12 protein-coding genes and 1 pseudogene are annotated in these 12,792 nt (G+C 64.8%); 10 read left to right on the top strand and 3 right to left on the bottom strand.

Going from position 1 to position 12,792, the window contains the following annotated elements:
- Nucleotides 1-650: APC family permease (locus tag BP737_RS03685; protein ID WP_342685940.1), on the top strand; the 650-nt coding region annotated here is incomplete at its 5' end.
- Between the two features lie 61 nt (nt 651-711).
- Here the strand turns inward: BP737_RS03685 and fae are convergent.
- The gene (gene fae / locus BP737_RS03690) at nt 712-1,215 is read right to left on the bottom strand and encodes a formaldehyde-activating enzyme (RefSeq protein ID WP_292409784.1); all 504 of its coding nucleotides are present in this window, start codon (nt 1,213-1,215) and stop codon (nt 712-714) included.
- 274 nt (nt 1,216-1,489) lie between these two features.
- On the opposite strand from fae, the gene BP737_RS03695 reads away from it, so the two are divergent.
- From BP737_RS03695 to BP737_RS03730, 8 genes are all read left to right on the top strand, one after another.
- Complete coding sequence (locus BP737_RS03695) at nt 1,490-2,593, top strand: inositol-3-phosphate synthase (RefSeq protein WP_292409786.1); 1,104 nt, start codon at nt 1,490-1,492, stop codon at nt 2,591-2,593.
- Between the two features lie 162 nt (nt 2,594-2,755).
- Nucleotides 2,756-3,022 (top strand): hypothetical protein, encoded by a 267-nt coding sequence (locus BP737_RS03700; protein ID WP_292409788.1) that lies wholly within the window; start codon nt 2,756-2,758, stop codon nt 3,020-3,022.
- Nucleotides 3,019-4,626: a carboxypeptidase-like regulatory domain-containing protein gene (locus tag BP737_RS03705; RefSeq protein ID WP_342685941.1), complete on the top strand. Its 1,608-nt coding sequence runs from the start codon at nt 3,019-3,021 to the stop codon at nt 4,624-4,626. The genes BP737_RS03700 and BP737_RS03705 overlap by 4 nt, the downstream gene beginning before the upstream one ends.
- A complete protein-coding gene (locus BP737_RS03710; protein ID WP_342685942.1) occupies nt 4,580-5,437 on the top strand; it encodes a DUF4350 domain-containing protein in 858 nt (285 codons plus the stop codon). The genes BP737_RS03705 and BP737_RS03710 overlap by 47 nt, the downstream gene beginning before the upstream one ends.
- The gene (locus BP737_RS03715) at nt 5,430-6,401 is read left to right on the top strand and encodes an AAA family ATPase (protein ID WP_292409795.1); all 972 of its coding nucleotides are present in this window, start codon (nt 5,430-5,432) and stop codon (nt 6,399-6,401) included. The genes BP737_RS03710 and BP737_RS03715 overlap by 8 nt, the downstream gene beginning before the upstream one ends.
- 2 nt (nt 6,402-6,403) lie before the next feature.
- On the top strand, nt 6,404-7,651 hold the full coding sequence (locus tag BP737_RS03720) for a DUF58 domain-containing protein (RefSeq protein ID WP_292409797.1): 1,248 nt from the start codon (nt 6,404-6,406) through the stop codon (nt 7,649-7,651).
- On the top strand, nt 7,651-7,947 hold the full coding sequence (locus tag BP737_RS03725) for a hypothetical protein (RefSeq protein ID WP_292409799.1): 297 nt from the start codon (nt 7,651-7,653) through the stop codon (nt 7,945-7,947). The genes BP737_RS03720 and BP737_RS03725 overlap by 1 nt, the downstream gene beginning before the upstream one ends.
- Complete coding sequence (locus tag BP737_RS03730; RefSeq protein WP_292409801.1) at nt 7,944-8,756, top strand: hypothetical protein; 813 nt, start codon at nt 7,944-7,946, stop codon at nt 8,754-8,756. The genes BP737_RS03725 and BP737_RS03730 overlap by 4 nt, the downstream gene beginning before the upstream one ends.
- On the opposite strand, the gene BP737_RS03735 is transcribed toward BP737_RS03730, so the two are convergent.
- A complete protein-coding gene (locus tag BP737_RS03735) occupies nt 8,686-9,660 on the bottom strand; it encodes a DUF1616 domain-containing protein (protein ID WP_292409804.1) in 975 nt (324 codons plus the stop codon). The two genes, BP737_RS03730 and BP737_RS03735, sit on opposite strands and share 71 nt — an antisense overlap.
- 11 nt (nt 9,661-9,671) lie before the next feature.
- Complete coding sequence (locus tag BP737_RS03740) at nt 9,672-10,847, bottom strand: hypothetical protein (protein ID WP_292409806.1); 1,176 nt, start codon at nt 10,845-10,847, stop codon at nt 9,672-9,674.
- A gap of 86 nt (nt 10,848-10,933) precedes the next feature.
- On the opposite strand from BP737_RS03740, the pseudogene BP737_RS03745 reads away from it, so the two are divergent.
- A pseudogene (locus tag BP737_RS03745) lies at nt 10,934-12,792 on the top strand (hypothetical protein); the annotation flags it as partial.

The raw sequence follows: 12,792 nt of genomic DNA on the forward strand, positions 1-12,792 counted from the left end.
CGCTCGTTATCGCCGGAACGGCACTCTTCGGGTCGGCCGGAGCGCTCATCATGACGGTCGGCGCCCTCTTCTCTGTGGCGGGATCGGACGAATCGGGGATGCTCGGCAGTGCACGGCTTGCCTACGCGATGGCAATCGACGGGCTCTTCCCCCGCATCTTTGCCCGGCTCCACCCGCGTTACGACACGCCCTATATGATCCTTATCGCCCAGGGTGCGATTGCGTTCGTTCTCTCCAATGTCGGAAACCTCTCCGGGCTGATCTCCTTCGCCGTCCTCAACCTTGCGTTCTCGTTCCTGCTCACCTGTTTCGCGCTCATCGTGCTACGGAGCGACGGGGCCACGAACCTCCGCGGTCAGCATCTCCTTCCGCTCGTCGGCATCGGCATCTGCCTCTTTCTCATCTCTTCCACAACGACCTTCGATAAAATCGTGGGGAGCCTGGTTATCCTGGCGGGTATCCCGGTCTACCTCTTCTTCTCCCCGAAGGATGATATGCGCCATCTCAAGGCCCTTTTCCTCTCCGAAGAGGCCGTACTCGTTCGAAGGCTCGAGGCGCGGGAGGTCTATCTTGCCAATTTTCTCACCCTGGTCCGCTCGGTCTACCGGGGGATAGGGCGGCTTCTCAGCCGCGAACCTGAAAAAAGGTGATATTCGAAAAAAGCAGCCGGGGAAATCTCCGGCCTTTTTCTCCGTTTCCCTGCCTTGCGTCTCACGCGAAGGGATGCTTCGCCGTATCTTTCTTCGCGAGCACCTCGCTCATCTTCGGCTCGCCCGTTATCGCCCGGCGGATGGCGATCTTCGTCGCCTCGTAGTTCCAGTCGTGGATCTTCTTTTTGTCCGCCGCATCCCACTCGATGAAGACCGACGCAATGATCAGCAGGTTGTCGGCCTCTGTCTCCGGGATGATGCCTTCCGCGACAGAATCGACCACCGCCTTCGCGACGGCGGCCTGAGCGGGGCCGAACATCAGGAGAGCCTGGTTCGCGCCTTTGATGGTGACCTTGTTGACCATCAGCGTCGGGGGTCTTGCGGGGAGGTTCGGGGTGAGGACGGCGAGGAGTGGCGTGTGGCCCCGTTCGGGCGATGCGAGCGCTGTGACGAAGGCCTGTTCCACGCTGCTCCCTTTCTTCCCGATGACAAGGTCGATATGGGCAACTTCCGGTCCTTCACCGACGAGTGCTTCTCCAAAGAGTGCATGTTCCGCATTGATCATGGTATCTCACCGTCTGAGTATCTGGGGTATGAAACAGAAAAAGGTTGCGAAACAGGCACTCTTCTCCAGCGGCGAGCCCTGCGTGCCGCACCCCCGGGTCATTTCGGATCGGCGCAGTTATACCCGGATGCCTCTCATTACAGGCATTTCCCGAACCATCCATACCCTTATATTTTGCCGATCTATATTTCTGTCTGCTACGCAACTCCCTCCGCGCCGGTCGTTCCCGGAGAGGGTTGTGCCAACCTTTGTATTATTCAATCGGAGGACTGTCGTGGACTCGATCAAGATTGCAATTGTTGGTGTCGGGAACTGTGCCTGTTCGCTGCTCCAGGGGATAGCATACTACCGGGGAAAAGACGAGCAGAATGCAATCGGTCTGATGCACCGGGACCTCGGGGGGTATCTGCCGTCCGACATCGAAGTGGCGGCGGCGTTCGATATCGATGCACGGAAGGTCGGACGTGATGTCTCCGAGGCCATCTTCTCCCCGCCGAACTGCACCACGGTCTTCTGCCCCGATGTGCCGAAAACCGGGGTGATCGTTCGGATGGGACGGATACTGGACGGCTTTCCGGAGCACATGCGGGGCTATCCGGAGGAGCACAGGTTCGTGCCCGCCGATGCTGCGGAGGCGTCGCGCGAGGATGTCGTCCGGGCGCTCAACGACTCGGGCGCCGAGATGCTGCTCAACTACCTCCCTGTGGGGTCGGAAGAGGCGGCCCGGTTCTACGCCGGTTGTGCGCTGGAGGCGGGCATCGGTTTCATCAACAACATGCCGGTCTTCATTGCAAGCGACCCCGCATGGGCGGAGGAGTTCCGGAAACGTGGTCTCCCGGTCATCGGCGACGACGTCAAGGCCCAACTCGGGGCGACGATCACCCACCGGGTCCTTGCGGACCTCTTCCAGCGGCGCGGGGTGAAACTGGACCGGACCTACCAGCTCAACACCGGCGGAAACACGGATTTCTTGAATATGTTGAACCGGAGCCGCCTCGCTTCGAAGAAAGAGTCGAAGACCGAGGCGGTGCAATCGATCCTTGATGAACGTCTCGACGACGATGATATCCACATCGGCCCGAGCGACTACGTCTGCTGGCAGAAGGACAACAAGGTCTGTTTCCTCCGGATGGAAGGGCGGCTTTTCGGGGACGTCCCCATGAACCTCGACCTCCGCCTCTCCGTCGAGGACTCGCCCAACTCCGCAGGGATCGTTATCGACGCCGTCCGGTGCTGCAGGCTCGCCCTCGACCGGGGCGTCGGGGGCGTGCTGACCTCTCCGTCCGCCTACTTTATGAAACACCCCCCGTTGCAGGTCAAGGACGACGACGCCGCCCGCATGACCGAAGAGTTCATTCGGGGCGTTCGGGATCGGTGACACCCACCGCTGGAGCGGGGGGCATCCCCCGGATATTGCAGCCCGATTATTTCACTGCATTCTGATCCCGGTCCATGACGAGCCCACAACGCCCCTGCAACACCCGGGGAAGCTGCGGTTTCAATAAAGTTATATCTTCCATAGAGCAGAGAATTAATCCGAATGGCGGATGCGAAGAAATACTACGCGGCGGCCGTGCTCGCGGTCTGGCTCATTATCGTCGCCTTCTTCATGGTTTTAAACCGCACGCTCGACCTCGAGGTCTTCTTCGTCCTCTCGCTCATCGGCCTCCTCGTCGTCGCGGTCCTCATCGACGATGCCTTCTCACGGCCGCGCTACATGCGCTACATCGGCTACGTCATCGCCGCCGGGGTCGCCCTCTTCGCCTATATCGTCGTGGAAAAAATCCTGGAGATTCTTGCCGCATGAACCGTCAGGCATCCCGTATCGTCCTTGCGGCGGCAGTCGTCCTCGTTCTCTTCCTCCTTGCAGGAGAGGCGACGTCCCCGGTACTCTATGCGGCAGAGAACATCTCGACCGCCGCCCACACCGACCCCGTGACGGTCCAGAAGCGGTCTCCCGGCGATGCCGCGGCCGTCGTCCCCCTGATGGACGAACTCCTGGGGGAGACCGGAACCCTCGCCCTCACGATCCGGCTCAAAGACTACGAGAGCGCGGAGCAAGACCTCGCCCGCTACAGCGAACTCTCAAGGCAGTTCGACCGGATGGTCGTCACTCTCGACGTCTCCGGGACCGACATCGGCGAATTCCAGCAAAACAACCAGAAGAATCTCGAGACCCTCTCCACCCTCTTAAACGACACCCGGCGGTTCGACGACCTCCAGCGGCTCGAGATCGAGGTCCGGGGCGACGACGAGCAGCACGCGACCGTCGTCTACGAGGGCGAGGCCCTCCGGCAGAAGATGCGGGAAGGGTTTGCCGCCTACGCCGGACGGGAGGCTGCGACGACCTGGGTCGCCGGGCGCTACGACCTCAACGCAACCCCCTACCAGAAGAGCGTCATGGACTTCGCAGAGGTCGCCGACGCTGCGGACGACTGGCGGGAGGAGATCGGCGGCGAAAGCACCCTGAGGTCCCCCCTCGACATCGCAGTCGCTCCCGGCGAGGGGCGCTACGGGGATACTCTGTCGATCGCCGGGACCTATACCGGCGGCATCCCGGGAACCCCCGTCGAAGTCTACATCGACAGCCGGATCGCCGGGACCGTCGCCCTCGACGACGATGGGGCCTACCGGTATCCCTATCGGGTCGACCGGGTCCTTGCCGGGCCTCATCTCGTCTACGTGACCGCGGGCGCGGTCTACTCCCCCGTCGCAACGTTTACGGTCCTTTCCGGGGACACCGCCACCACCCTCTCCCTCGCGGAGGTGAACCGGACCGCCGTCGCCTGTACCGGGAACCTCACGACCGCCGAAGGCCGGCCGGTCGCGGGCGCGCCGGTCCTCGTCAGGCTCGGCGACGGCACCCTCATCGCCGCACAGACCGATGAAAACGGCACCTATGTACAGGAGACCGTCCTCCCGGCCGGGGAGCACACCCTCCGGGCCGAGTTCCACGCCGCGGGTTACCCCCTCAACGCCTCCGAGAGCCGGGAGGAGATGTTCGTCGTCCGGGGCGAGGGGCTCTCCCCCCTCCCGTTCGCGGCCGCCGTTGCCGCCGCGCTCGGCACCGGGTGGTACCTCCGGCGGCGATACCGTGCGACGGAGGAGACCCTGCCCGTGGAACAGCCTGAGAGCGTAGCGGTGGATGAAACCGTCGAGGCCCCGCCGCCGCGGGTGGAGATCGCGGGGCTCCCGCCGAGAGATGCCGCGACCGTCCTCTTCCGGGCCCTCCGTACCCGGCTCGATCTCTCCGACACAAAGACCCCGCGGGACTGTATCCGGCTTGCTCCCGACCACGCCGGGTTCTTTGAGCGCTACGAACGGGTCCGGTATGCCGGCGAGGTCCCCACGGAGGAGGAACTTCGTGCAATGGAGAGAGAGGCGCTCGGGGGTGACGAAACTGCCCCGTGAGGCCTGGGCGGTCCTCTGCATCCTCCTCCTCGCCGCCGGGGCGGCGTATGCCCACGCGACCACCACCACCGAGGAGTACAGCCGTTACAACGTCGGCTGGAACGGCACCTCGAACTTCGCCGGGGAGGAGGCCCGCGACCTCCGGGACCTCACCCCTGATGCGACCCTCCTCATCCTCGCGCCGGATAAAGAGTTCACGGCCGACGAAGTCGGGTACCTGCAGGCGTTCCTCGCCGGCGGCGGGAGGGTCCTCATCGCCGACGAAGGGGGGACGGCGAACCGGCTCCTCGCGGACCTCGGGAGCACGATCCGGGTCCGGCCGGGGAACCTATCGAGCCTGGAACGGGACCATATCGACCCCGGACTCTTTGCCGCCCGGGTCGTCGGGAACGCGAGCTTCTTCGCCGGTATCGAGACCGTCCGGGTCAACCGCCCGGCGGCGATCGAAGGCGGCGAGCCGCTCCTCGCTACCCCGATCCTCTCCTGGGACGACGCCGACGGCGACGGTAGGGTCGGCGGTCAGGAGACCCTCGGGACCGCGGTCGTCTGCGCGAGAGAGGGCAACCTCACCGTCCTTGGCGACCCGAGCCTCTTCATCAACGCCATGCTCGCCGAAAACCCGGGATTCATTGAGAATATCCGAAACGAGCCGGTCCGGATCGACGGCATCCATAGCAGAACCGGGACCGCCAACCCGATTATCAACACCGTAGCCTGGGTCCGGGAGACGCCGACGGCGGCGGCCGCGTTCACCGCCCTGGCCGTCCTGCCGGTGGCCTACCGGTTCGGGAGGAGAGAAAAAGATGATTGACGACCTCGCCACACACACCGATACGATTGCAAACGCCTACGAAGATATTAAATTGACCGCCCAACAGGTGGTCGTCGGGAACCAGACCCTCATCGAAGAGATCTTCATCAGCATGATCGGCGGTGGCCACCTTCTTATCGAAGGAGTCCCGGGGACCGCCAAAACCACCGTCTGCAAGATCATCGCGCGTCTCATCGGCTATGACTTCAAACGGGTCCAGGGGGCCGTGGACGTCCAGCCGGCGGACATCATCGGGGTCCGGGTCTACGACAGGAGCAAGAGCGCGTTCGTCCTCCAGAAAGGGCCGATATTCACGAACTTCCTGATGGTCGACGAGATAAACCGCCTGACCCCGAGGACCCAGAGTTCTCTCCTCGAGGCGATGAGCGAACGCCAGGCGACGATCGACGGGACGACCTACCCGCTCCCCGACCCCTACTTCGTCATCGCCACCCAGAACCCCCACGATAACGAAGGAACGTTCCCGCTCATCGAGGCTCAGTGCGACCGATTCATGTTCAGCACCGTTCTCACGCACCTCGACCCGGATCACGAGCTCGAAATCCTCCGGCGAGAGCGCGCCGGGGAACTGGACTGGGGGGTCTACCAGGACCAGATCGAACCCATACTCGGGCCGGAGGAGGTTAAAGCCATGGCCGCGGCCGCCCGGGGGGTCCAGGTCGACGAAGCGGCCATGGTCTACATGCGCGACCTCGTCCTTGCCACGCGGTCCCACGGGGACATCCGGCTCGGCGCGAGTTCCCGTGCCTCGATTGCCTTCGTCCGGGGGTCGAGGGTACAGGCGGCCCTGAACGGCCGGACTTACGTCATTCCCGACGACATCCGGGCTCTGGCTCTCCCGGTCCTCCGGCACCGGATCTGCCTCACCCGCGAGGCCGTGATCACCGGCGTCACCCCTGAGGAGGTCATCGCCGAGATCGTCGAGAGCGTCGGGGTGTCTTAGGGATGATCCGGCCGACCCGGACGAGCGAGGGGGTCGCGGCCCTCGCCCTCGCTCTCACCGTCACGGCGCTTCTCCTCACGAGCCCGGCCGCGGCCCTCGCCGCCGGTTCCCTTGCCCTCTTCCTCCTCTGGCGGGGCTGGCGGTTCGAGCGCGATCTCCTGGCTGCGGCCTCTTCTCTTACCGTCGAGCGTGAGGTCGACCGGACGATTCTCCGGCAGGGTGCGGCGGCGACCGTCCGGGTGCGGGCCGAGATTGCCGCCCCGCCGGGAATGGTCGTCCGGATACGCGACCTCCCGCCGGCGGTCGCGGTCGGCGAGGGCGCTCGTTGCGACCCGGGCAGGACCGCAACCTACACCGTCCGGCTTATGGCTCCCGGCAAGACGGCGTTTTGCGGGGTCGTTATCGAGGCAAGCGACGCCTTCTTCTCCCGGGACCTCGTCTGTCGCGGATTCGACGCTCCGCACCTCCGGGTCTTTCCTGCAGGGACCGTTGCGGCCGGAGGAGGAACGGGGGCCGGGGCGGGGGACACCGAAGTCGACCGAAAAACCGCGCTTGCCGGTCAGGGCATCCGCGGGTTCCGGCCCTACCGCTCAGGCGACGACCCCGGCCTGATCGACTGGAAGGTCACGGCCAGGCATAACACCTACTACGTGCGGCAGCTTGCCGGGCTTGAGGGCGGCGCGCCTCTTATCGCCGTCGACCTTCCGACCCGGGCCGACGGGGACCCGGAGGTCTTCGCCCGGTTCTCGATGGCCGTCTACAGCGCGGTTGAAGGGACGATCGGCTCGTGCGGCGGCTGTTCTCTCCTGGTCGTCGCCGGCCCCGAGATCGTCCGGTTCCTCCCCCTGACTCAGGATATTCGGGAGGCGCTCGCGACTCTCGGCGGACTTCTCCCCGCCGAGCCCCGCGCTCCCCTCTATCGGGCACCGGGACCGGTCTTCCTCGCGGCCCGGGCCCGACTGCCTGGAATAGGGTCCAGCGAGAGGGAGGCGGTTTTCCGGGAGAGGGTCGGCGGCGTTCTCCGTGCGTTTGCGGCAGAGAGCCCGGCACCCTTCGCGGCGGCGGTGCGAGCGGCGCTCGGTCGGACGGATGCATCGGAGGTCCACCTCTACTCTCTCCTCCCGGCGGGCGACAGGAGCCACCTCGTCCAGCTCGTCTATGAGGCGAAGGGCCTCGGGATGCGTGTTGTCCTCAGGGCGCCCGCCGGTGCCGGCGCCCTTCCCGGGGTCGATGCCGTGGAGGTGCTCTGATGGCGGCCGACCGCCGGTTCCTCCTGCTCTCTGCCGGCGAAGTCCTGGTCGTCGCCGCGGGCGATCTCGTGGCGGCGCTCGTCCTTCAGGTAATCGTTCTTGCCGCGTTCCTCGGCGACCTGCGGGGTCTCCCGGTTTTCACCGTCGCCGCAGTCCTCTTCGCCGCGGTCATCGCGGCGAGCGGCACCGTTTTCCTCCCCCTCGTCGGCCTTGCAGCCGCCCTCGGTTGCGGCTACGTCGCCCTCACCCTCCGGGATTACCGGCTTGCCCGGTGGGCGGCAGGAGGAGAGGCATGAACGTAAACAGCCCCTACCAGGGTGCCTTCCTCCTCATCCTCGCGGCGGCGGGCCTCCTCGTCCTCGCGGCCGCCACCGGCCGGGGCGACATCACCACCGCGACCCTTGTCCTCGCGGGTGCCGGGTGCTTCTTCGCCGGCGTCTTTCTCCTCACGCTCCACAAAGGCGAACCCCTCGACCCCGGGCTCGCCGCCCTCCTCCCGGTGCAGGGGACCGTCACCACCGCCACCCTCTGCGCGGACCTGGGGGTCCAGGGCGACGCCTGGTTCGTTCCGGAGGCGAACGGGACCATCGTCGAGGTGATCCCGGTCGCCGACACCCTTCCTGCGACGACCGGCGACGACTATTCTTTTATCACCACGGAAGGCGGGTGCGCCGTCCGGATCGTTCCTGCATGTACTCCGCTTCTCGCAACCCTCAAGAAGAAGCATGCCCTTGAAGTCCCGGCGGAGGACGAAGCCCTTCTCGCGTGCATATCCGAGGTCTGCGACGACCTCCTCGAGGTCGCCGAAAAGACACAAGCCGCGTGGGACGGCGAAAATATCGTCGTCACCCTCCGCGGTTACCGCCTCCTCCCCGGCTGCCGGGAGGTTCGGGCGGCTTCTCCGAAGTGCTGCACCATGGTGGGCTGCCCGATCTGCAGCCTGCTTGCGGCGGTCGCCGCCCTCGGAACCGGAGCCCCCACGAGGATCGAGCACGTCGCCGTCGACGAAAAACGCGGGGTCCTCCGGGTTATCCTCAGGTCGGCCGGACCCGGACCCAGAGATGAAGGTCCCGATAACTCGCCGCGATCCGGTTCTCTCCCGTGATCGCAGGGTCCGGGACCGTCTCGTTGAAGAGCAGGAATTCAACCCGGTTGTAGTCGACCGAGGGGATCGAGAACTCCCAGGTCATCTCCCGGGTCTCGTTGTGGGGGACCGTCACCACGAACCGGTCGAGCGGCTCGACCGCGTGGACCGTCGACGTATTCGTCACGGGGTCGAAGGTCTGGTTGAGGGCGAAGATCTCGACCGTATAGGCGACCTCGCGGTACTCGTGGTTCCCGACGCCGACGATCAGCGATTGCGTCGAGCCTGCCGGGAAGTCGGTCGGATAGTCCGCGGCCTTCCCCCCCGGTCCGAGGATGTAGAACTCGGTGAAGTGCTCCCCCTCCTTCGGCACCGCGATGACGTAAGCAAGCGTCGCAAGCGCCGCGACGATCGAGATCACAAGGACGACGGAGAGCGCCCGGTCGAGCCGGGAGTCGCCGGGGTTGAAGAGTTCCAGACGGGCCGCTTCAAGCATCTCCCGCGCCGGAACGACGAAGCGGTCGGCGGGCGGGAGGAGGAGGCGCCGGTACCAGGCGATCCCGATCATTGCGAGGGTGAAGAGGGCAAGCGAGGCAAGGATAGGGTCGAGCCGGATTCCCCAGGGAGTGTAGTTCAGGGCAAGCCCGATGAGGGGGGAGACGGCGATCGAGAGCCCGAACGAGAGGGCGACCCGCTCGATCCCGTCAAGGTCCTCTTTTGCCGGGAAGAGCGCGGCGATCAGGGCGTAGCCGGGGATGAAGAGGACCATCGCCAGGCCGAAGAGGGCCTGGAGAAAACTCTCGTTCAGCATCGGAACATAAACGCAGAAGAGGGTCGCCGCCGTCGCGGCGGCAACCGCGATGAGGTCGCCGGGAATGTCTCCGGCGGCCTCCAGGATCAGGGGCTTTCGGTCCTCTGGGCCCATGAAGCGGTCTGTCAGGTTCTTCTCCTCCACCCAAGGATCACTGTTGCGAGAGCAAGGATCGGGAGGAGGGGAGTGATCGGCGCGGCGGCAGGCGTCGTCGCCACGGGAGCGGTCGTGGCTGCGGTCGTCGTCGCCGCTGTCACCGTCGTCGTTGGCATCGTCGTCGTTTCGGCAGCCGATGCGGCGACGAGGAGGGTATAGGTCCCCGCCCGGGAGACCATGGTCGTGATCCGGTCACCCTCGATCTTCGACGGGGTCAGGGTCCAGACGCCGTTCTCGTACCTGGCGAGGGTCCCCCGCGCGTCGGCCGACGGGAGACGGAAGGAGAGGACCACGGCGGGGTCGAACTCCTGGCCCTCGGGGGTCACGGCATAGGCCTTCCCGGAGAGCGACCATCCGGCGGGGGCGGTGCCCTGCGCGGCGAGGGCGAGGAGACCGGCACCCGATAGGTCGGCCCCGGCGAGGGAGGCCTTTCCGTCGGCCGATGTCTCCGTCACGGACCCGGGTTCGGTCGCTACAGGATCGGTGGATGGGGAGCCCGAGGGCGACCCGCTGCTGCCGGTACTGCCGCTCGATGGGGTGTCGTCGGCACCCGGCGAGGAGGGAGACCCGATGGTGATCACCCGGGAGAGGGCCTCCGCCCCGTCGATATAGACGGTCACCGTCGCGGTACCGTCCGTGATGCCGTCGACGGAAAAGGAGATCGTGCCGTCGGCCGGCCCCTTCTTCGTGCCCATCATCGTCAGTTCGGTGACGATGCTCCCGGCTGCGGCCTTTCCGTCCAGGGTGATGGCCTCGTAGGTCCCTCTGGAGATGTTGTAGGACTGGGTGGTCCGGAATTCACCGTTCGCATCGGCGTTGCTGCTCAGGCTTGCAGAGGCCCCGTCCGGCATCTGCACCGAGAGCCCGGTCCAGGCCGTGCCGCGGGTATACGCGCTCACTTCCCCCGAGCCGAGGGAGAAGGGCAGGACGAGGTTTCGTGCCGTAAAACTGAACCGGTCATCGGAATTCGCGTCGAACTCCCCGCGTATTCCGAGCGAAAACGCGGCACCGTCGGGAATCCCCTGCACGTTCACGGTGACGGTGTCTCCGGGGTCGATAGCAGCAGGGGAGATGGTGACCGTCGCCGCCGTCGCGGTCGGGATCAGCAGAACGAGGAGGAAGAGGCATGTGATGAGTTTAAACATGAGAGATCTCCTTATCGATTCAACGTATGTATAGATGACCGTTCAAAATAAAAAGGATTATGATATAGCAGGATATACACCCACCCATGATTCAAAGAAGGCGAATATTAATCTTTGGTATCATCGTCGCCCTTCTTCTCCTCCCTATGGCGGTGGCTGCCTCGGGGGGTTCTTACATCACCGTGACGACGAACGATACCAGAGAGTACAAGAATCTCTCCATTACAACCGTCGATGCCCTCGACCCCCTGGATGTCAGCAAGACCCGGGTGACCCTCGAGAGCACCGAAACTGGCGACCTTGAGACGTTCGAGTACCCGTTGCTGGGAGAGATCGTCCGGACGTTCGACCCGGCGAGCGGTCCCTACCACGGCGTGTATGTGACCGTGGCGGAGACCACGACCATCGACGGGCCCACCCTCCCGTGCTATTATTACGTCTACACCAAAGAGACGCTCCCGAGTTTCACCGTGGAGGTCCCGGGCCAGCGCGGCAACGTCCTCCTGCTCAAGGTCCCGGAGAACCTAACTGAAGGTGCCAACTTCACCGATCTCTTCAGGGCCGCGTCGAAAGAGGGCTACCTCTTCACGAACGATGCCATCATCTACCTCAACCAGACGGGCATCACGGCCTACGGCGCCATTGACTCGAAGGACTACGATGCGAACAACCTGACCTACACACTGATCCATAACGAGGTCGACCTCACACGCTTCGTTGCGAACAAGGACCTGGCGCGGAACATGATGGACGCCAGGCCCTTCACGAGGCCCACGGCGGGCGAGTATCTCCTCACGGCGGTGAAGTACGACGGCATCAACACGATGCACGTCCTCGCCGCCATGCCGGTCCTCATCCTCGACGGCAACACCCCCGCCGCCTGGTCGGGAGGCGACCCCTACTATCAGGACCAGAACCAGAATGTAACCGTCTCCTTCAGCGGGTCCGTCGATCGGACCGTTTACGCCCTGGTCAAAGAGGACGGCACGAGATACGGCCTCTCGATGACGGTCGACACCTCGGAACTTGCAAGGCAGCCGATCCCGACCTCGGCGGCCGATCTGATCTCCATCCTAAAGACGATCGCCGGCGAGGCGAGCCCGGTCTCCTACACCCTGACAGTGGGTGACACCCCGGTTAACGTCAGTCGCGGCTCCGGGTTCGTCATCGCCGAAGGTTACGGCTGCTCCGGGTATGCAAACGCGTCCTCGGTGACGGTTGCGGCAGAGACCCTCAAGACACTCAACCCCGGCACCTATTCCCTCTACGCCATGGGCATGGACGGCGACAGGGTCGTTGCCGTTAACCAGACGGATGTCTGCATCTTTGCAGTCGCACCGACCCCGACGCCCACCCACCGCTACGGCAGCAGCGGTGGCAGCGGCGGCAGTTCCGTCATCCCTCCGATCGTCTCCGAGGGGAAGGGTAGCCTGAACACCGACAGCAACGGTATCGTCCTTCGGTCCAGCGTGATCAACGCCGCAGACCAGGTAGCCTCCCTGTCCGTTCCGACCGGCGTGAAAGCGCTCGATGCAAACGGCAACCCGCTCACCGAGATCACCCTGGACACCCTCTCGGGCGACGCAATCCCGGAGGTCCCGACCGGATCACTCTTCCAGTTCGCCGGCTACGCCTACCGGGTCCAGCCCGACGGCGCCACCTTCGACCCGTCGATCACCCTGACCCTGCAGATCCCCGAGGAGGTCTGGAACACCCTCGACCTCACCGACAGGCACCTTACGGTGAAGTGGTACAACACGGAGACCGGCGTCTGGGAGGACATCACGACGACCATCAATCCGGACACGAGGACCGTGCAGGCCACGATAACGCACTTCAGCACCTACGCGCTCTTCACCGAACCGGTGCAGACGGCAACACCGACCGAAACGGCGACCACGGCTCAGCCGCCGACGACATCGCCCGCTGAAGAGCTCCCCGCTGA

It is taken from the genome of Methanoculleus sp. UBA291 (genome assembly GCF_002499755.1).
Classification (GTDB): Archaea; Halobacteriota; Methanomicrobia; order Methanomicrobiales; family Methanoculleaceae; genus Methanoculleus; species Methanoculleus palmolei.

Bases quoted from the DNA above. Each gene is read 5' to 3' on its own strand.
- BP737_RS03715 (WP_292409795.1), top strand. From the start codon at position 5,430: ATGATTGACGACCTCGCCACACACACCGATACGATTGCAAACGCCTAC.
- BP737_RS03705 (WP_342685941.1), top strand. From the start codon at position 3,019: ATGAACCGTCAGGCATCCCGTATCGTCCTTGCGGCGGCAGTCGTCCTC.
- BP737_RS03735 (WP_292409804.1), bottom strand. From the start codon at position 9,660: ATGGGCCCAGAGGACCGAAAGCCCCTGATCCTGGAGGCCGCCGGAGAC.
- BP737_RS03700 (WP_292409788.1), top strand. From the start codon at position 2,756: ATGGCGGATGCGAAGAAATACTACGCGGCGGCCGTGCTCGCGGTCTGG.
- fae (WP_292409784.1), bottom strand. From the start codon at position 1,215: ATGATCAATGCGGAACATGCACTCTTTGGAGAAGCACTCGTCGGTGAA.
- BP737_RS03740 (WP_292409806.1), bottom strand. From the start codon at position 10,847: ATGTTTAAACTCATCACATGCCTCTTCCTCCTCGTTCTGCTGATCCCG.
- BP737_RS03725 (WP_292409799.1), top strand. From the start codon at position 7,651: ATGGCGGCCGACCGCCGGTTCCTCCTGCTCTCTGCCGGCGAAGTCCTG.
- BP737_RS03720 (WP_292409797.1), top strand. From the start codon at position 6,404: ATGATCCGGCCGACCCGGACGAGCGAGGGGGTCGCGGCCCTCGCCCTC.
- BP737_RS03730 (WP_292409801.1), top strand. From the start codon at position 7,944: ATGAACGTAAACAGCCCCTACCAGGGTGCCTTCCTCCTCATCCTCGCG.